The following is a 21,233-nucleotide window of genomic DNA, read 5'->3' on the forward strand; positions in this document are numbered from 1 at the left end:
GCAATTTGTACAATCAATTCGATCACAAATGTCCCTTTTGCGGTAAATATCATGAACAGCCTCATTACAAAAGATCACGTCATGACCGTTCTCAAAGAAGAGACTGTCCATTTATCAAACAAGAACTTTTGAAACAAAATAGACCTCAAGGAAATCCTCTCTGTCACAGTGCAAAAGGAGAAAAACAATCTAAACCAATTCAAAGGGTTGGACGAAGAGGTCCCGCTGGGCCTATAGGACCCACCGGACCTGCTGGCGCTACTGGGGCAACCGGTGCCACTGGTCTAACCGGAGATACTGGTCCTACTGGACCTACAGGTGTAACTGGAGATACCGGTCCTACTGGAGCCACTGGTGTAACTGGAGATACTGGCCCTACTGGACCAACAGGTGTAACCGGAGATACCGGTCCTACTGGAGTTACTGGTGCGACTGGTGATACCGGTTCTACTGGACCAACAGGTGTAACCGGAGATACCGGTCCTACTGGAGCCACTGGTGCGACCGGAGTTACTGGTCCTACTGGACCTACAGGTGTAACTGGAGCTACCGGTCCTACGGGAGCTACTGGTGCAGGGTTAACAGGTATTGAAGCGTTTGATCCGGTAATCAGCCCTACTTACCAAGTAGGGCAAGTAGTGACCTTTAATGGCAGTACGTATGTAGTAAATACTGCACCACCGACAGGTACACCAGATACTTCCCCAGACTACACATTACTGGCTGCAGCAGGATCAACTGGAGCTACCGGCCCAACGGGAGTTACTGGTGCGACTGGAGTTACTGGTCCTACTGGAGTTACTGGTGCGACTGGTGATACCGGCCCTACTGGAGTTACTGGTGTAACCGGAGTTACCGGTCCTACTGGAGCCACTGGTGCAACCGGAGTTACCGGTCCTACTGGAGCCACTGGTGCAACCGGAGTTACCGGTCCTACTGGAGTTACTGGTGCCACTGGTGATACTGGTCCTACTGGAGCCACTGGTGTAACCGGAGTTACCGGTCCTACTGGAGTTACTGGTGCCACTGGTGATACTGGTCCTACTGGACCAACAGGTGTAACCGGAGATACCGGTCCAACTGGAGCCACTGGTGCAACCGGAGATACCGGTCCTACTGGAGTTACTGGTGCTACTGGTCCTACTGGAGCCACTGGTGCCACTGGTGCCACTGGAGATACCGGTCCTACTGGACCAACAGGTGTAACCGGAGCTACCGGTCCTACTGGAGTTACTGGTGCTACTGGTCCTACTGGAGCCACTGGTGCCACTGGAGATACCGGTCCTACTGGACCAACAGGTGTAACCGGAGCTACCGGTCCTACTGGAGTTACTGGTGCTACTGGTGATACTGGTCCAACGGGAGTTACTGGTGCGACCGGAGCTACCGGTCCTACTGGAGCTACCGGCCCTACTGGAGCCACTGGTGCGACCGGAGATACTGGTCCTACTGGAGCTACTGGTCCAACCGGAGTTACTGGTGCTACTGGAGTTACTGGTGCTACTGGACCAACAGGTGTAACCGGAGATACCGGTCCAACGGGAGCTACTGGTGCGACCGGTGATACTGGTCCAACTGGACCTACAGGTGTAACTGGAGCTACCGGTCCTACGGGAGCTACTGGTGCAGGGTTAACAGGTATTGAAGCGTTTGATCCGGTAATCAGCCCTACTTACCAAGTAGGGCAAGTAGTGACCTTTAATGGCAGTACGTATGTAGTAAATACTGCACCACCGACAGGTACACCAGATACTTCCCTAGACTACACATTACTGGCTGCAGCAGGATCAACTGGAGCTACCGGCCCAACGGGAGTTACTGGTGCAACCGGAGATACCGGCCCAACGGGAGTTACTGGTGCAACCGGAGATACCGGTCCAACGGGAGCCACTGGTGCGACCGGAGCTACCGGCCCAACGGGAGTTACTGGTGCAACCGGAGATACCGGTCCTACTGGAGTTACTGGTGCCACTGGAGCTACCGGTCCTACTGGACCAACAGGTGTAACCGGAGCTACCGGTCCTACTGGAGTTACTGGTGATACTGGTGATACTGGTCCAACGGGAGTTACTGGTGCGACTGGTGATACCGGTCCTACTGGAGCAACTGGTGCAACCGGAGATACCGGCCCAACGGGAGTTACTGGTGCGACTGGAGATACCGGTCCTACTGGAGTTACTGGTGCGACTGGAGATACCGGTCCTACTGGAGCCACTGGAGCCACTGGTGCTACCGGGGCTACCGGTCCTACTGGAGTTACTGGTGCCACTGGTGATACCGGTCCTACTGGACCAACAGGTGTAACCGGAGATACCGGGCCTACTGGAGTTACTGGTGCCACTGGTGATACTGGTCCAACGGGAGTTACTGGTGCGACCGGAGATACCGGTCCTACTGGAGATACCGGCCCTACTGGAGCCACTGGTGCGACCGGAGATACCGGCCCTACTGGAGTTACTGGTGCTACTGGAGTTACTGGTCCAACGGGAGTTACTGGTGCTACTGGAGTTACTGGTCCAACGGGAGTTACTGGTGCTACTGGTGCCACTGGAGATACCGGTCCTACTGGAGCTACTGGTGCCACTGGAGATACCGGTCCTACTGGAGTTACTGGTGCCACTGGAGATACCGGTCCTACTGGAGTTACTGGTGCCACTGGAGATACCGGTCCTACTGGACCAACAGGTGTAACCGGAGATACCGGTCCTACTGGACCAACAGGTGTAACCGGAGATACCGGGCCTACTGGAGTTACTGGTGCCACTGGTGATACTGGTCCAACGGGAGTTACTGGTGCGACCGGAGATACCGGGCCTACTGGAGCTACTGGTGCTACTGGAGTTACTGGTCCAACTGGAGTTACTGGTGCTACTGGAGTTACTGGTGCTACTGGAGATACCGGTCCTACTGGAGATACTGGAGCAACTGGTGCAACCGGAGATACCGGCCCAACTGGAGTTACTGGTGCAACCGGAGATACCGGCCCAACTGGAGTTACTGGTGCTACTGGAGTTACTGGTCCAACGGGAGTTACTGGTGCTACTGGTGATACCGGGCCTACTGGAGCTACTGGAGCAACTGGTGCAACCGGAGATACCGGCCCAACTGGAGTTACTGGTGCGACTGGAGATACCGGAGATACTGGTCCAACTGGAGCCACTGGAGATACCGGTCCTACTGGACCAACAGGTGTAACCGGAGTTACCGGTCCTACTGGAGTTACTGGTGCGACTGGTGATACCGGCCCTACTGGAGTTACTGGTGTAACCGGAGTTACCGGTCCTACTGGAGCCACTGGTGCAACCGGAGTTACCGGTCCTACTGGAGTTACTGGTGCCACTGGTGATATTGGTCCTACTGGACCAACAGGTGTAACCGGAGCTACCGGTCCTACTGGAGCCACTGGTGCGACTGGAGATACCGGTCCTACTGGAGCCACTGGTGCAACCGGAGATACCGGTCCTACTGGAGTTACTGGTGCCACTGGAGCTACCGGTCCTACTGGACCAACAGGTGTAACCGGAGATACCGGGCCTACTGGAGTTACTGGTGCCACTGGTGATACTGGTCCAACGGGAGTTACTGGTGCGACCGGAGATACCGGGCCTACTGGAGCTACTGGTGCTACTGGAGTTACTGGTCCAACTGGAGTTACTGGTGCTACTGGAGTTACTGGTGCTACTGGAGATACCGGTCCTACTGGAGATACTGGAGCAACTGGTGCAACCGGAGATACCGGCCCAACTGGAGTTACTGGTGCAACCGGAGATACCGGCCCAACTGGAGTTACTGGTGCTACTGGAGTTACTGGTCCAACGGGAGTTACTGGTGCTACTGGTGATACCGGGCCTACTGGAGCTACTGGAGCAACTGGTGCAACCGGAGATACCGGCCCAACTGGAGTTACTGGTGCGACTGGAGATACCGGAGATACTGGTCCAACTGGAGCCACTGGAGATACCGGTCCTACTGGACCAACAGGTGTAACCGGAGTTACCGGTCCTACTGGAGTTACTGGTGCGACTGGTGATACCGGCCCTACTGGAGTTACTGGTGTAACCGGAGTTACCGGTCCTACTGGAGCCACTGGTGCAACCGGAGTTACCGGTCCTACTGGAGTTACTGGTGCCACTGGTGATATTGGTCCTACTGGACCAACAGGTGTAACCGGAGCTACCGGTCCTACTGGAGCCACTGGTGCGACTGGAGATACCGGTCCTACTGGAGCCACTGGTGCAACCGGAGATACCGGTCCTACTGGAGTTACTGGTGCCACTGGAGCTACCGGTCCTACTGGACCAACAGGTGTAACCGGAGCTACCGGTCCTACTGGAGTTACTGGTGATACTGGTGATACTGGTCCAACGGGAGTTACTGGTGCGACCGGAGATACTGGTCCAACCGGAGTTACTGGTGCTACTGGACCAACAGGTGTAACCGGAGATACCGGTCCAACGGGAGCCACTGGTGCGACCGGAGATACTGGTCCAACTGGTGCAACCGGAGCTACCGGCCCAACGGGAGTTACTGGTGCTACTGGAGATACCGGAGATACTGGTCCAACTGGAGCCACTGGAGATACCGGTCCTACTGGACCAACAGGTGTAACCGGAGTTACCGGTCCTACTGGAGTTACTGGTGCGACTGGTGATACCGGCCCTACTGGAGTTACTGGTGCGACTGGTGATACCGGCCCTACTGGAGTTACTGGTGTAACCGGAGTTACCGGTCCTACTGGAGCCACTGGTGCAACCGGAGATACCGGTCCTACTGGAGTTACTGGTGCCACTGGAGCTACCGGTCCTACTGGACCAACAGGTGTAACCGGAGATACCGGTCCAACTGGAGCCACTGGTGCGACCGGAGATACTGGTCCAACTGGACCTACAGGTGTAACTGGAGATACCGGTCCTACTGGAGTTACTGGTGCAACCGGAGATACCGGCCCAACTGGAGTTACTGGTGCTACTGGAGTTACTGGTGCGACTGGAGATACCGGTCCTACTGGAGTTACTGGTGCGACTGGAGATACCGGTCCTACTGGAGTTACTGGTGCGACTGGAGATACCGGTCCTACTGGAGCCACTGGTGCTACCGGGGCTACCGGTCCTACTGGAGTTACTGGTGCCACTGGTGATACCGGTCCTACTGGACCAACAGGTGTAACCGGAGATACCGGTCCTACTGGAGTTACTGGTGCCACTGGTGATACTGGTCCAACGGGAGTTACTGGTGCGACCGGAGATACCGGTCCTACTGGAGATACCGGCCCTACTGGAGCCACTGGTGCGACCGGAGATACCGGCCCTACTGGAGTTACTGGTGCTACTGGAGTTACTGGTCCAACGGGAGTTACTGGTGCTACTGGAGTTACTGGTCCAACGGGAGTTACTGGTGCTACTGGTGCCACTGGAGATACCGGTCCTACTGGAGCTACTGGTGCCACTGGAGATACCGGTCCTACTGGAGTTACTGGTGCCACTGGAGATACCGGTCCTACTGGAGTTACTGGTGCCACTGGAGATACCGGTCCTACTGGACCAACAGGTGTAACCGGAGATACCGGGCCTACTGGACCAACAGGTGTAACCGGAGATACCGGGCCTACTGGAGTTACTGGTGCCACTGGTGATACTGGTCCAACGGGAGTTACTGGTGCGACCGGAGATACCGGGCCTACTGGAGCTACTGGTGCTACTGGAGTTACTGGTCCAACTGGAGTTACTGGTGCTACTGGAGTTACTGGTGCTACTGGAGATACCGGTCCTACTGGAGATACTGGAGCAACTGGTGCAACCGGAGATACCGGCCCAACGGGAGTTACTGGTGCAACCGGAGATACCGGCCCAACTGGAGTTACTGGTGCTACTGGTGCCACTGGAGATACCGGTCCTACTGGACCAACAGGTGTAACCGGAGATACCGGTCCTACTGGAGCAACTGGTGCAACCGGAGATACCGGTCCTACTGGAGTTACTGGTGCAACCGGAGATACTGGTCCTACTGGAGATACTGGTCCAACCGGAGTTACTGGTGCTACTGGACCAACAGGTGTAACCGGAGATACCGGTCCTACTGGAGCCACTGGTGCGACCGGAGATACTGGTCCTACTGGAGCTACCGGCCCTACTGGAGCCACTGGTGCGACCGGAGATACTGGTCCTACTGGAGCTACCGGCCCTACTGGAGCCACTGGTGATACCGGCCCTACTGGAGTTACTGGTGCAACCGGAGATACCGGTCCTACTGGAGCCACTGGTGCAACCGGAGATACTGGTCCTACTGGAGATACCGGCCCTACTGGAGCAACTGGTGCAACCGGAGCAACCGGAGATACCGGGCCTACTGGAGTTACTGGTGCTACTGGTCCAACGGGAGTTACTGGTGCTACTGGTGCCACTGGAGATACCGGTCCTACTGGACCAACAGGTGTAACCGGAGATACCGGTCCAACGGGAGTTACTGGTGCTACTGGTGCTACTGGTGATACTGGTCCAACGGGAGTTACTGGTGCTACTGGAGATACCGGTCCTACTGGAGCTACTGGAGCAACTGGTGCAACCGGAGATACCGGCCCAACGGGAGTTACTGGTGCGACTGGAGATACCGGAGATACTGGTCCAACTGGAGCCACTGGAGATACCGGTCCTACTGGACCAACAGGTGTAACCGGAGTTACCGGTCCTACTGGAGTTACTGGTGCGACTGGTGATACCGGCCCTACTGGAGTTACTGGTGTAACCGGAGTTACCGGTCCTACTGGAGCCACTGGTGCAACCGGAGTTACCGGTCCTACTGGAGTTACTGGTGCCACTGGTGATATTGGTCCTACTGGACCAACAGGTGTAACCGGAGCTACCGGTCCTACTGGAGCCACTGGTGCGACTGGAGATACCGGTCCTACTGGAGCCACTGGTGCAACCGGAGATACCGGTCCTACTGGAGTTACTGGTGATACTGGTGATACTGGTCCAACGGGAGTTACTGGTGCGACCGGAGCTACCGGTCCAACGGGAGTTACTGGTGCGACTGGAGATACCGGTCCAACGGGAGCCACTGGTGCAACCGGAGATACCGGTCCTACTGGAGTTACTGGTGCCACTGGAGCTACCGGTCCTACTGGACCAACAGGTGTAACCGGAGCTACCGGTCCTACTGGAGTTACTGGTGATACTGGTGATACTGGTCCAACGGGAGTTACTGGTGCGACCGGAGATACTGGTCCAACCGGGGTTACTGGTGCTACTGGACCAACAGGTGTAACCGGAGATACCGGCCCTACTGGAGCCACTGGTGCGACCGGAGATACTGGTCCTACTGGACCTACAGGTGTAACTGGAGATACCGGTCCAACGGGAGTTACTGGTGCGACTGGTGATACCGGCCCTACTGGAGTTACTGGTGTAACCGGAGTTACCGGTCCTACTGGAGCCACTGGGGCAACCGGAGTTACCGGTCCTACTGGAGCCACTGGTGTAACCGGAGCTACCGGTCCTACTGGAGTTACTGGTGCCACTGGAGCTACCGGTCCTACTGGACCAACAGGTGTAACCGGAGATACCGGTCCTACTGGAGTTACTGGTGCTACTGGTGATACTGGTCCAACGGGAGTTACTGGTGCGACCGGAGCTACCGGTCCAACGGGAGCTACCGGCCCTACTGGAGCCACTGGTGCGACCGGAGATACTGGTCCAACCGGAGTTACTGGTGCTACTGGACCAACAGGTGTAACCGGAGATACCGGTCCAACGGGAGCCACTGGTGCGACCGGAGATACTGGTCCAACGGGAGCTACTGGTGCAGGGTTAACAGGTATTGAAGCGTTTGATCCGGTAATCAGCCCTACTTACCAAGTAGGGCAAGTAGTGACCTTTAATGGCAGTACGTATGTAGTAAATACTGCACCACCGACAGGTACACCAGATACTTCCCTAGACTACACATTACTGGCTGCAGCAGGATCAACTGGAGATACCGGTCCAACGGGAGTTACTGGTGTAACCGGAGATACCGGGCCTACTGGAGTTACTGGTGCTACTGGTGATACTGGTGCTACTGGTGATACTGGTGCTACTGGTGATACCGGTCCTACTGGAGCCACTGGTGCAACCGGAGATACTGGTCCTACTGGAGATACCGGCCCTACTGGAGCAACTGGTGCAACCGGAGCTACCGGAGCTACCGGTCCTACTGGAGTTACTGGTGCGACTGGAGATACCGGTCCTACTGGACCAACAGGTGTAACCGGAGATACCGGTCCTACTGGAGTTACTGGTGCCACTGGTGATACTGGTCCAATGGGAGTTACTGGTGCGACCGGAGCTACCGGTCCTACTGGAGATACCGGTCCAACGGGAGCCACTGGTGCGACCGGAGATACTGGTCCAACTGGACCTACAGGTGTAACTGGAGCTACCGGTCCAACGGGAGCTACTGGTGCAGGGTTAACAGGTATTGAAGCGTTTGATCCGGTAATCAGCCCTACTTACCAAGTAGGGCAAGTAGTGACCTTTAATGGCAGTACGTATGTAGTAAATACTGCACCACCGACAGGTACACCAGATACTTCCCCAGACTACACATTACTGGCTGCAGCAGGATCAACTGGCTCAACTGGAGATACTGGGCCTACTGGACCAACAGGTGTAACCGGAGATACTGGCCCTACTGGTGCCACTGGGGCAACCGGAGATACTGGTCCTACTGGAGCTACAGGTATCACCGGTGCAACCGGATCTACTGGGGTGACAGGCAGCACTGGACCTACTGGAGCCACAGGTATCACCGGGGCAACTGGTCCTACTGGAGCTACAGGTATCACCGGTGCAACCGGATCTACTGGGGTGACAGGCAGCACTGGACCTACTGGAGCCACTGGTATCACTGGTTCAACTGGACCTACTGGAGCTACAGGTATCACCGGTGCAACTGGCCCTACTGGGGCTACTGGAACAGGTGGTTTTACGGATACAGCTCTTTATGCTGCTAATAGTTCTGGTCCTACCATTGTTACTGTAGCCGGGGGAACCAATATTCCTTTACCAAACTTTCAAAACATTACTGGTTTTACAGCAAACGGCACAAATACTGTTTTTACCGTTCTACAAACTGGTAAATATTATATTACGTATCAAGTCAATACCACTACAGCACTTTTGATTAACACACGTTTGCTTTTAAATGGAGCAACTACTATTTCTGGTTCTGTCCAATCACCTGTTATCTCTACTTCATTTATTAACAATACTGTCATTGTTAATTTAACAGCTGGTAATACCATTTCACTGCAGTTTTTTGGGGCGGTTGTCACAGCTATATTAGTTGGCGGTGGTGGTGCTGCAGGAGCAACCTTGACCATTATACGGCTCAGCTAAACAAAAAAAGAAAGGCTTTTTCAGCCTTTCTTTTTTATGTCTTCTACGACATTTATACATTGTTCAATATCATCAGATTGTAAGAGGTGAAAAATAGATTGGATGACGGTAAACTCTAAATTCCACCATTCTAATAACTGAAGTTTTTCGATTATTTCAGATGAAAACCGGTATTTCATGAGCTGCTGCGGATTTCCTGCGGCAATCGCATATGGGGGCACATCTTTTGTGATGACACTATTTGCACCAATCACTGCTCCGTTCCCTATACATACTCCTGACATGATTGTTGCTCCATAACCAATCCAGACATCGTGTCCTATGTGGACATCTCCTTTTGACTTTGGATGTCCTTTAATGTGAGAAGCTTCCTTGAAAATTTGATTAAACGGATACGTTGTGGCCCAATCTGTACGGTGTTCACCGCCAAGGAAAATTTTGACTTCGTTTGCGATGGAACAAAACTTTCCAATGTTTAATGTTGTTCCTTCTCCCCACGTCAGCACTTGGAAATCTGGTCCGGCATAAGAAAAATCACCGATATTGTACGCGCTCAGTTCACTTCTTTGATTCAAATACATAGAAGATCAGACCTCCTGAAAAGTGATAGATCTTCGTATGTATATGCTGCTTCACACTTTTACATTATGACTGCACTAGCGCTACTATCTGTTTTTTCTTCCATACGAGCTGATAGTAGCCATATTGAAGGAGTAAGTTCACAAAGAAAGCCGCAGGATAGCCAATCCAGATGCCCTTGATGCCAAGGGTTGTGTAGTGCGATAGCACATAAGCGACTGGTACTTCTACAAGCCAAATGGAACAAATACTAAAGATCGTTGGCCATAGCACTGTTCCGCTTGCTCTCATCGTGGCTGCAACTATTTGGGCTGTTCCAAAAATAAGATAGCTCCATAATGTAATGACAACTAAGCTATAGGCAATGTCAATCGTCTTAGAATCTGTTAAAAAGATAGATAAAATCTGCGGTGCGAAGAGATAAACAATGATAATAATGAATCCGCCTATGGCAAAATTGAGCCCTAGCCCGATTTTTATCACATCTTTCAATCGGTTGATATTCCCTGCGCCGATGAATTGTGCTGCAAAGATCGAGACCGCAATGCCAAGACTCACCGCCGGCATCTGCACATAGCTCACAACTTGATTAACAACACCATAGGCAGCAGTCGCCTGTGATCCATAATCATTGACAAAGGAAATAACAGCAATTTCTGATAAAGAAATAAGGATCATATTAATGCTCGATGGAATGCTGAGCTTTAATAATGTTTTTAGTAGATCCCCTTTCATCAATAAATGCTTTCTAACCGATGCATCAATGCGAAGCGGGTGTTTTGTTTTATATAAGTAGATATGTAGAATAATAAACGTCACAATGGTTGAAATCACAGAAGCATACGCAGCACCGTATAAACCAAATGCCGGCAGTCCCAGCCAGCCAAATAATAAAATCGGCAGCATCAAAATATTCGTTGCCGTACTAATCATTAAGAAATAAAAAGGCGTTTTTGAATCCCCTGTCCCTCGCAGGAAAGTCGTGTAAACAAAATAAAGAAATAAGATCGGCATTGAGATGAATAGAATTCTGGCATAAGCCGCACTTTCCTCCACGATATTCGCAGGTGTTCCCATGAGATTTAAGATATCTGTTGCAAAAAAACCTCCAATGATTGCTAAAGAAAGTCCGATCAAAAAAGTGAATGAAAGCGTTGTGCCAATAATTTCTTTTAATCTTTGTTCATTTTTTGCTCCATACGCTTGTCCAATAAGGATTGAACTTCCCGATCCAATTCCGATGGAAAAAGAAACGAGTAAAAAGAAAAGCGGAAAGAATGCAGAAATGGCAGCTACTGCATCCTCTCCAATCCATCTGCCGACAAGGACGATGGATACAAGCTGTCCGATTGATTGCAAAATATTGCTAAGCAAAAGCGGGACGAGAAAAATGGACATGGTTTTTACTAAAGATTGATTGTTATCTAACGTCATGATGGTTCTCCTTCTCTATCTAAAGATTCTCAGCTAAAATGCTAACAATGTGGTCTTCTATCTCTTTCCCTTTCTCGTCATCAACAAGATGATTTAATAAAATGGAAAAAGCGACCGTCTTTCCACTCTTTGTGTCAATATATCCAGAAAGTGTACTGACCGTAGTTAATGAACCTGTTTTTGCACGTACTTTTTCTAGTGTAGCTGGTTCTTTCAACCTGTTTCTTAACGTCCCTCCCACCATTCGTTCACTTGCCCCTGCTAACGGAAGCGCATGTTCATAGGTCTTAAACCATTTTTCCTTTTGAATGTTTGTTAAAAATAACGTGAACTGGTTGGCAGAAACAAGGTTAATAGGTGAGATGCCTGACCCATCTCGCAGCACTGCAAGAGATGGATCGATGCCGAATGCAGGAAGCCGTTCATTCATCACATCCAGTCCATCTTCAAAGCTCCCTTTGCTTTTCACTTGTTTTCCAAGTTCCTTCAGCAACATTTCTGCATGGGTATTGTTGCTGAGTTTCATCATGGGAACAAGGAGCTCTGATAAAGGCATCGATGAATGGGTGGCAATTTTCTTGGCTTTTTTAGGAACTTGTTTTATTTTAAGCGGTCCTTTTACGTGAATCCCTTCCGCCTTTAACGCTCGTTTCATTAAATCTAACGCATAAGAGGATGGCTCCCATAATGCTACCCATTGTCTAGATAGACTCGCTTTCACCGGAATGGTGCCAGTCAAAGTGATTTTGTTGGTGCCGTGAGAGCGCTTAAAAGAAATCTTCTTTTTCCCTTCTTCTGGCACGGTTTTTACTTGATTGATGACTTGAGGGACAGAAGTCTTCGGAATCATGTCATAGGTTGCTTTTTGCCCAGCTTTTTTGCCTGGCTTTACTTCGAGAATCACGGTTCCTGCATCAAAATCTTGATTCGGTGAAGCCGTGAGAGCAGAGATTTGTGCACCGTAATATTGATCCTCATCACTCCAAGGTAAATCAATCGAATATCTTGTGTCATCATACCATGTATCGTCTGCCGCAAGCTGTCCGCGAATTGTATGTATTCCGGCCTTTTTCACTTGTTTGGCAAGTGCTGCAAAATCCTCTTCTAATAAAGTCGGATCCCCGGTACCGTGTAGATACAGGTTGCCATGTAACGTTTTCTTTTGAATAGAACCATCTATCCAGATGTCTGTCGGGAATGTGTGTGTTTCTCCTAGTATATCAAGGGCGATGGCTGATGTGAGCAGTTTCATATTAGAAGCAGGAGTAAGACGAATATCGGCTTGATGTTCATAAAGAAGAGAGGAGTCAGAAGTATCGCGGACGCTGATGCCAGAGATCGCGCCCTCTAAATCAGGTGCTGTTCGTATAAATTCATCTAAAGCTGTCACCCACGGCAGTGAGTCGTCACGAGCTGTAAGTTGATCATCTTTTGCTGAAAAAGGGAGAAATAAAATCGACAGGATACATATGTGTAAAAACAAGATCTGTGAAAAACGCTTCACGCAATCCCTCCTTTTTAGTCGCAGCCAATTTTAGAAGAATATGTTCATTATACACAAAAGAACGTTTGTTCTCAAAGGTTTTTTAAACAGAAAAGTCAGCTTTCTTTGACGAAAACTGACAAGCTCTTTACCTTTTTTCTGGATTCCAGCCATCGGTTCCGCTAAGAACAGCTTGCACTGTGATTTGACTTGCTTCGTTTTTCGTTAAAATGCTGGACCATTTTACGCGGTTTGCTGCGTTGCTTCCTGCTCCTGTCGATCCATATTCTTTATATCTTGCTGTTCTTTCGTTATCACGGTTATCCCAGTTATGCCAACCCTCTGCCTTAATATGATCATCCATATTTGTATAGAGGAATGTCACAGCAGAATGAGGCCGCCACGGACGTCCTAAATATACCGATTGAGCAGCAGCCGTCCCCTTTTTGAGCGTAGAATCGATGAATACATATCCATACTTTTGCGCTTCTGTTGTGGATGCTGCAGTAATATACCCATTTCCAAGACTTTTTATTTCAGCTCTTTTAAACACGGCTGTGGCTGATCCAAAAATAAAATCGACCGTGCCTTCGATATAGCAGTTTTCATAATATTGCCGGCCTGTACCTGTTGCATAAAGTGTATCTTGATACCCTAAAACTCGTATTTGTTTAAACGCAGCCCGGTCGCCGGACACGTACAGTGCAACCGCCTGACCAGCATGTCTGCCAGCCGTATTTTGAAAGGTGATATTTTCTGCATAAAAGTCGTTCGCACGAATCATTGTGCTTGAGCTATTTGTTGTGCTGCCAGTACTTGCATTTGTATCATGATACGTCAGAATCGTCTTGTATTGGTCTTCCCCGATAAAGGACACGTAAGGTTTATTTTGCGGAAGCAGGATTTTTTCTTTATACACACCATTTTTAATATAGATCGTTACGCGCTGTTGATTGTTCACTGGAATCGCATCAATGGCAGATTGAACGGTTCGAAACGAGCCATTTTCCTTTTGATCGACCACAAGAACGCGATTTGTTTGATTCTGATGTCCGGCTGCTTGAAGTGAAGCTGAGTTCAATAATAATAAAGACAAGACGACTACAAGCCATACCTTTCCATACTTCATCGTGCATCTCCTCCTTTTTGTGAACGTTTTCAATCAAACATTCTTTTTGATTCATGACACGCACAAAAAAACACCCACTTATAGATGTTATGGATGTTTTTTGGACTTTTCATATTTCATTGCATAAATCCCTTCATTTTCAATCCATTCACAAAATAGAACGTCTCGATAGGAAGAAATGTGCTGCTTTTTTAATTGCTCACTCAGCCATGTTTCATCGAAGCCAGCTTCTTGTAAATCTTTTTTTAAAATTTCACCATCAATAATAAACGTTCTAGGCAATTTGACTTCTTTTCCCTTCACGTTCACATCTTCTGCGGTGGCTGTTGCGTATTTCATTTTCGGAAGAACGCTCACCGAGCCGTCTGTTTCCAAAATGGCATATTCAATTTCATTCAAGGCAAAATGACCCTTCGCGCGAATCAGTGTCTGCAGCTGATTGAGATCAAGCATATTTTTCTTTAAACGTTTGTAGTGAATCTTCCCTTGATCAATGACAAGTGTCGGTCTTCCTTCTAAAAAGGCTCGAATACCTTTAAAGCGCTGTGAAAACCATTCAACTGTATAGAGAAGAACGCCCCATACCGCAACAGCAAACAAAATGTGCTGAATCTTGACTTCTGGGTCAAAAATGGCGTTTCCGACCATTTCGCCTAAAATCAGTGCAGAAATAAAATCAAACGGCGTGATTTGTGCAAATTGTGTTTTCCCTAATAATTTTATTATAGAAAATAAGGCAAAAAATCCGATAAACAGTTCAATCAAAATACTAAGAAACGGCACAAAAATTCCTTCCTTTCTTGCTGCATTTACATACAGCATATACATGAAAGGAAGGATCTAAACCGTTTACAAAGTAAAACGTCGTCTACCTCAAGCAATGAGTCATATACTTTGACGCATCCATGATCTGGTGCTTGAATGTCACCTTATGAAAGATGGATTTTCAAATCAGCTCACTGCCTAGAGCGGAAAAAAGTGATAGTAAATCAAAATATCTGATTCATAAAAAGCCATGACCACTCTTCGGTCATGGCTTTTCTTTATATGTGTAAACACCCTTTGTTTGACCTATTTTGGCAGAACCGAACTCCCCATTAAATAACGGTCTACCTCGTGCGCCACTTGTCTGCCTTCATTAATTGCCCAGACAATCAAGCTTTGCCCGCGTCTTGCATCTCCCGCTGCAAATACGCCTTCTACATTTGTTGTATACTCCCCATACGTTGCGTCAATGCGATTGTTTTTGCTGTCCACGCCAAAGTGTTTCACGAGTGGCTGTTCAGTTCCCTCAAAACCAATTGCAATAAAGACTAGCTGAGCCGGCCATACCTTTTCTGTCCCTGGAATCTCATGAAATTCAAACTTCCCTTGTTCGTTTTTCACCTTTTCCATTTGAATCGTATGAAGCTCTTTTAATTTTCCATTTTTGTCTGCCACAATTTTTGTGGTTTGAATGGAATATTGACGCGGATCTTCCCCGAATTTTGCTTGTGCTTCTTCATAAGCATAATCGAGTGAGAAGACGTAAGGCTGTTCAGGCCACATGTTATCCCCTACACGTGTATCCGGAAGCTTCGGATGCTTCCCGAACTGAACAACACTTTTTGCTTTTTGGCGAAGTGCAGTTGCAACGCAATCTGCACCTGTATCTCCCCCGCCAATGACAATCACGTCTTTTCCTTTTGCATCAATGAAGTTTTTGTCTTTAAATCCTGAATCCAGCATGCTTTTTGTTGCGAGGGTCAAATAATCCATCGCTAGGTGAATCCCTTTAGCTTCCCGGCCTTCAATCAACAGGTCACGCTGCTTTTGTGCACCTGTACAAAGGATGACCGCATCAAACTGTTCTTTCAGTTCATCGGCAGTGACATCGACGCCAATTTCTGTGTTCGTTACAAAATCAATGCCTTCTTGTCTCAACAGTTTGACTCTTCGTTCCACTACTTCTTTGTCCAGCTTCATGTTTGGAATGCCGTATGTCAGCAGTCCGCCAAGGCGATCAGACCGTTCGAACACTGTGACGGCGTGGCCTGCTTGGTTTAATTGATCAGCACTTGCAAGTCCTGCTGGTCCTGAGCCGACAATGGCAATCTTCTTGCCTGTACGGCTTGAAGGAATTCTCGGTGTGATCCATCCATTTTCAAAGCCTTTATCAATGATAGTGCGTTCGATATTTTTAATCGAAACAGCTGGATCATTGATGGCGACTGTACATGACCCTTCGCAAGGCGCTGGACACACTCTCCCAGTAAATTCAGGGAAATTATTTGTTTTTTGCAGTCTTTCGAGCGCTTCTTTCCATCTGCCTCGATACACAAGGTCGTTCCATTCTGGAATTAAATTGTAGATCGGGCAGCCTGACACGCCGCCTTTGATCTCCATCCCAATTTGACAAAACGGTGTGCCGCAATCCATACATCTAGCGCCCTGCTTCTTCAATACGTCATCTGTATAAGGAGCTGAATATTCTTTCCAGTCATTTTGACGAGTGAGAGGGTCACGTTCATTTGGCTTTTCTCTTTTATAATCCATAAAACCTGTTGCTTTGCCCATTGTCCTCTCCCCTTTCTTAATGAGCGAGGGCTGCTTTTTGCCCGTTTGCCGTTTCTTGATTTTTCGGTTTCGTGTTTGCTTCAAAGGCATACATGACCGCTTCCTCATGACTAAGGCCCGCTTGTTTTTGTTCTTCAATGCTTTGAAGCATCATTTTGTAATTTTTCGGAATGACCTTGATGAATTGATCCTTTTCTTGCGCCCAGTTTTCTAAAAGTCCCGAAGCTTTTGCGCTGTTTGTATAGTGAAGGTGCTCTTGAATCAGCTGTTTCACTTCTTGCTCTTCATCGTGATCTGTGAGTTTTTCAAACATGATCATTTCCATGTTGCACATTCTTTTGAACTGTTTCGCATCGGATGTATGGACATAAGCTACGCCGCCAGACATTCCTGCGCCGAAGTTCTTTCCGACGTCTCCTAAAATGACGACACGTCCGCCAGTCATGTATTCACAGCCGTGATCACCGATTCCTTCAACAACCACCTGCACGCCTGAATTACGAACGGCAAAGCGCTCACCTGCACGCCCGTTAATATAGGCTTTTCCACTTGTCGCTCCGTAGAATGCGACGTTTCCAACAATGACATTTTCATGTCCATTTTGTACAAAGTGATCAGATGTTTTGACCGCAATTTTGCCTCCTGAGAGTCCTTTGCCGATATAGTCATTTGAATCACCTGTTAAATAGAGAGACATGCCCTTTGGCACAAATGCGCCGAAGCTTTGTCCTGCGGAACCAGTGAACCTTAGTGTGATCGTATCCTCTGGCAAGCCTTCTTCCCCGTAGCGTTTAGACACTTCACTTCCAGTAATGGTTCCGGCCACACGATTGATATTGCGAATATTCAATGATAGATCAACCGGTGTTTGATGATTCAGCGCTTCCTGTACATAAGGGAGGATTTCATTCATATCCAGTGATTCATCAATTTTATGATTTTGCGGTGTTCTGAATGTACGAGCTCCTTCTGGCTGATAAAGCAGTGTTTCAAGGTCTAGCTGGCCTGCTTTCCAGTGAGCTTTTGCTCGTTCGCTAACTCCTAGAACATCCGTGCGTCCAATTAATTCATCCATTGATGTAAAGCCAAGTTCCGCTAAGATTTCTCTTACTTCCTCTGCAATAAACATCATGAAATTCACAATATGGTCAGGGTTCCCCATGAATTTTTTACGAAGCTCTGGATTCTGTGTAGCGACGCCGACTGGGCAAGTATCTAAATGACATGCTCTCATCATCACGCAGCCCAATACGACAAGTGGAGCTGTCGCAAAGCCATATTCTTCTGCTCCTAATATCGCAGCCATGACAACGTCGCGACCAGTCATTAACTTTCCGTCCGTTTCAAGAACGACTCTCTCGCGAAGGCCGTTTAACACAAGGGTTTGATGCGCCTCTGCCAAACCGAGCTCCCAAGGAAGTCCTGTGTGTTTAATACTCGTTTTCGGCGAAGCTCCTGTGCCGCCATCGTATCCACTGATGACAATGACATCCGCCGTCCCTTTTGCAACACCTGCTGCAATCGTACCAACACCTGCTTTAGACACGAGCTTGACACTGATGCGGGCATCACGGTTCGCGTTTTTCAAATCATGGATCAGCTGCGCTAAATCCTCGATGGAATAAATATCATGATGCGGCGGTGGTGAAATCAATCCGACGCCTGGTGTAGATCCGCGTACATCGGCGACCCAAGGGTATACTTTATTTCCTGGCAGCTGTCCGCCTTCTCCAGGCTTTGCCCCTTGTGCCATTTTAATTTGCAGTTCATCTGCATTGACTAAATAATGACTCTTTACGCCAAAGCGGCCAGAAGCAATTTGTTTAATCGCACTTCTGCGATCATCGCCGCGTTTATCAACTGTAAAGCGTGCAGGATCTTCTCCGCCTTCTCCGCTGTTACTTTTACCGCCAATTCGGTTCATGGCAATCGCAAGTGCTTCGTGCGCTTCTTTACTTAAAGACCCAAATGACATGGCGCCTGTCTTGAATCGGCGCACGATGGATTCAGCAGATTCAACGTCTTCCAAACGAACTGGTTTTTGTTTTGGCTGGAAAGCAAATAAATTTCGAAGGAAGCCGATTCTTTCTTCGTCCGCTGCCTTTGTATATTGCTTAAATAGATCGTAATCTTCATTGCGACATGCCCACTGAAGCGTATGGATCGTTTTTGGATTAAAGGCATGGTGCTCACCATTTTTTCTCCACTGGAAGTCACTTCCTGATTCGAGTGTTTGGTCAGTCGCTGCCTGATACCCTGCTTCATGACGAAGTTTTGCTTCATGTGCAATGGTCTCAAGGTCAATCCCGCCAAGCTGAGAAGCTGTTCCCGTGAAATACGCCTGAATGACGTCTTCACTAATACCAACGGCTTCAAAGATTTGGGCTCCTCTATAGCTTTGCACAGTGGAGATTCCCACTTTAGACATGACTTTGACGACACCTTCGGTTACGCTTTTACCAAACTTTGTGACTGCTTCATCAAAGCTGAAAGAGATCGCTTCTTCTGCAATCAGCTGTTTGTACGTTTCATACACAAGATAAGGATGAATGGCATCTGCTCCGTAGCCAATCAGTGCGGCAAAATGATGAACCTCTCTGACTTCTCCAGATTCAACGATCAGACTCACCTTTGTCCGTAAGCCTTGACGCACAAGATGCTGATGCAGTGCACTTAGCGCTAGAAGTGGTGGAATCGGCACTTTTTCTTCCGTCATTTCACGATCGGAAAGAATTAATAAAGATACACCTTCGCGGATCGCTTTTTCCGCCTCTTCAAACATCGCATCCAGCCCGCGCTTTAAATCATCGGTAAAAAGAGTATGAATCGTTTTACTTTTAAAGGCATTATGAACAATTGTTCTCAAACCGTTAAACTGCCCGCTTGTTAAGACGGGTGTATACAGTTTAATTCGTCGGCATGAATATTCATTCGGATGTAAAATATCTCCTTCAGCACCTAACCACGTCATCGTAGATGTCACAAGCTGCTCACGAATGGCGTCAATCGGCGGGTTCGTCACTTGTGCAAACAGCTGCTTGAAGTAAGAAAACAGAGACTGTGCACGATCTGATAACACAGCAAGCGGAGTGTCGCTTCCCATTGAACCGATTGGGTCCTTGCCTTCTTCTAGTAAAGGAATTAAATACTTTTGAATGTCCTCGTACGTATAATGGAAGGCACGCTGGCGCGTCAATAAATCATCCATTATACTAGAATTTTCTGAATTTTCTTCCGAGCGATTGACGTGCACCATTTCTTCATCAAGCCATTTTTGATAAGGAAGTTCATTCGCAATCGTCGATTTCACTTCTTCGTCAGAAATAATTCGCCCTTCTTCTAAATCAATTAAAAGCATTTTACCTGGCTCAAGACGATCTTTATACTTCACATCCTCTTCATTTGTGTCGATCACCCCGACCTCAGAAGAGAAAATGATATGATCATCATTTGTGACATAGTATCTTGCCGGTCTTAATCCGTTTCGGTCTAAGATGGCTCCGATTTGTTTACCATCAGTAAAGGAAATAGCTGTTGGCCCATCCCACGGCTCCATAAGAGAACTATGGTATTCATAAAATGCCCGTTTTTCTTTCGACATGTGCGTGTTTTCAGTCCATGGCTCTGGAATCAGCATCATCGCTGTATGAGCAGGTGTTCGGCCTGCAAGCACAAAGAATTCAAAGGCATTGTCTAGAATGGATGAATCACTTCCGTCTGCATTCAGCACTGGCAAAATCTTGTCTAAATCGTCTCCGAAAGCTTCAGATACGAATTGTTGTTCTCTTGCTCTCATCCAATTGATGTTTCCTCTTAATGTGTTGATTTCACCGTTGTGAATCAAATAGCGGTTTGGATGGGCTCTTTCCCATGTAGGAAATGTATTTGTACTAAATCGTGAATGAACAAGTGAAAATGCAGAAACAAATGTTTCATCCTGAAGATCAAGATAAAAAGCATCGACTTGATCTGATGTTAAAAGCCCCTTGTATACAATGGTTTGACTCGACAGGCTGACAAAGTAAAATTGCTTTTCCTCTGCTGTCCCCCAGTTCTCAGCCTGCTTACGAATGACATATAATTTTCTTTCAAATGACAAACGATCTATGATCTTGTCATTTGCCCCGATAAAGACTTGCCTCACAACCGGACAGCTCTTCGCTGCGACAGTACCAATTTTCCCGGCATCAATAGGAACTGTTCTCCAGCCAATTAATGTTTGACCTTCTTGTTTAATGAACCCGTTGATTTTTTGCTCGATGGCTTGGCGCGTTTTCTCGTCATCCTCTTTTGAAAAGAAGACCATTCCTACCCCGTAACGGCCCTTTTCAGGAAGTGCAAAGTCTTTGCAGCTTTTTCTAAAGAAAGCGTCTGGTAGTTGTACCATTAAGCCGGCACCATCACCTGTATACGGATCACTGCCTTGCCCGCCGCGGTGATCAAGCTGGCACAGCATTTGTAATCCCTTTTTGACGATGCTGTGTGTCGCTTCCCCTTTTAAATGAGCGTACAGTCCGATCCCACATGCATCATGTTCAAATTCAGGACGGTAGAGACCTTGTGGTTGTGGTAGTTGATTATAAGTCATCGTTTCTCTCCCCCGTTTAAAAGATCCGTTTTTTCATAGTAATAAAATCTCACAAACTCTGTAACTTATTTTAAGTTTTCAAATTAATAT

At 48.2% G+C, this 21,233-nt stretch carries 8 protein-coding genes; 1 reads left to right on the forward strand and 7 read right to left on the reverse strand.

Annotated elements, in window-relative coordinates:
* The first annotated feature begins 5 nt into the window (after positions 1-5).
* On the forward strand, positions 6-9,374 hold the full coding sequence (locus tag MHH54_RS09385; RefSeq protein ID WP_342500214.1) for a hypothetical protein: 9,369 nt from the start codon (positions 6-8) through the stop codon (positions 9,372-9,374).
* Between the two features lie 20 nt (positions 9,375-9,394).
* Here MHH54_RS09385 and MHH54_RS09390 read toward each other — a convergent pair whose 3' ends face one another.
* The 7 genes from MHH54_RS09390 to gltB form a co-directional block, all read right to left on the reverse strand.
* Positions 9,395-9,955 carry a CatB-related O-acetyltransferase gene (locus MHH54_RS09390; RefSeq protein ID WP_003215580.1) on the reverse strand — a complete coding sequence of 187 codons (561 nt, stop codon included), beginning with the start codon at positions 9,953-9,955 and terminating at the stop codon, positions 9,395-9,397.
* A gap of 64 nt (positions 9,956-10,019) precedes the next feature.
* The gene (locus MHH54_RS09395) at positions 10,020-11,387 is read right to left on the reverse strand and encodes an MATE family efflux transporter (RefSeq protein ID WP_003215779.1); all 1,368 of its coding nucleotides are present in this window, start codon (positions 11,385-11,387) and stop codon (positions 10,020-10,022) included.
* A gap of 19 nt (positions 11,388-11,406) precedes the next feature.
* On the reverse strand, positions 11,407-12,891 hold the full coding sequence (dacB, locus tag MHH54_RS09400) for a D-alanyl-D-alanine carboxypeptidase/D-alanyl-D-alanine-endopeptidase (RefSeq protein ID WP_106028834.1): 1,485 nt from the start codon (positions 12,889-12,891) through the stop codon (positions 11,407-11,409).
* A 127-nt stretch (positions 12,892-13,018) separates the two neighbouring features.
* The gene (locus tag MHH54_RS09405; protein ID WP_106028833.1) at positions 13,019-13,999 is read right to left on the reverse strand and encodes a pectinesterase family protein; all 981 of its coding nucleotides are present in this window, start codon (positions 13,997-13,999) and stop codon (positions 13,019-13,021) included.
* Between the two features lie 87 nt (positions 14,000-14,086).
* Positions 14,087-14,782, reverse strand: coding sequence for a DUF421 domain-containing protein (locus tag MHH54_RS09410; protein ID WP_106032615.1), 696 nt, complete (start codon positions 14,780-14,782; stop codon positions 14,087-14,089).
* 288 nt (positions 14,783-15,070) lie between these two features.
* Positions 15,071-16,555, reverse strand: coding sequence for a glutamate synthase small subunit (gene gltD / locus MHH54_RS09415; protein WP_106032542.1), 1,485 nt, complete (start codon positions 16,553-16,555; stop codon positions 15,071-15,073).
* A gap of 16 nt (positions 16,556-16,571) precedes the next feature.
* The gene (gene gltB, locus MHH54_RS09420) at positions 16,572-21,143 is read right to left on the reverse strand and encodes a glutamate synthase large subunit (protein WP_342500215.1); all 4,572 of its coding nucleotides are present in this window, start codon (positions 21,141-21,143) and stop codon (positions 16,572-16,574) included.
* Between the last annotated feature and the right edge of the window lie 90 nt (positions 21,144-21,233).

Origin of the sequence: Bacillus sp. FSL K6-4563 (genome assembly GCF_038630405.1) — a bacterium.
In the GTDB taxonomy this organism is placed as follows: domain Bacteria; phylum Bacillota; class Bacilli; order Bacillales; family Bacillaceae; genus Bacillus; species Bacillus pumilus.

Coding starts and splice junctions, on each gene's coding strand:
- MHH54_RS09390 (WP_003215580.1), bottom strand. CDS start 9,955: ATGTATTTGAATCAAAGAAGTGAACTGAGCGCGTACAATATCGGTGAT.
- MHH54_RS09395 (WP_003215779.1), bottom strand. CDS start 11,387: ATGACGTTAGATAACAATCAATCTTTAGTAAAAACCATGTCCATTTTT.
- MHH54_RS09405 (WP_106028833.1), bottom strand. CDS start 13,999: ATGAAGTATGGAAAGGTATGGCTTGTAGTCGTCTTGTCTTTATTATTA.
- gltD (WP_106032542.1), bottom strand. CDS start 16,555: ATGGGCAAAGCAACAGGTTTTATGGATTATAAAAGAGAAAAGCCAAAT.
- gltB (WP_342500215.1), bottom strand. CDS start 21,143: ATGACTTATAATCAACTACCACAACCACAAGGTCTCTACCGTCCTGAA.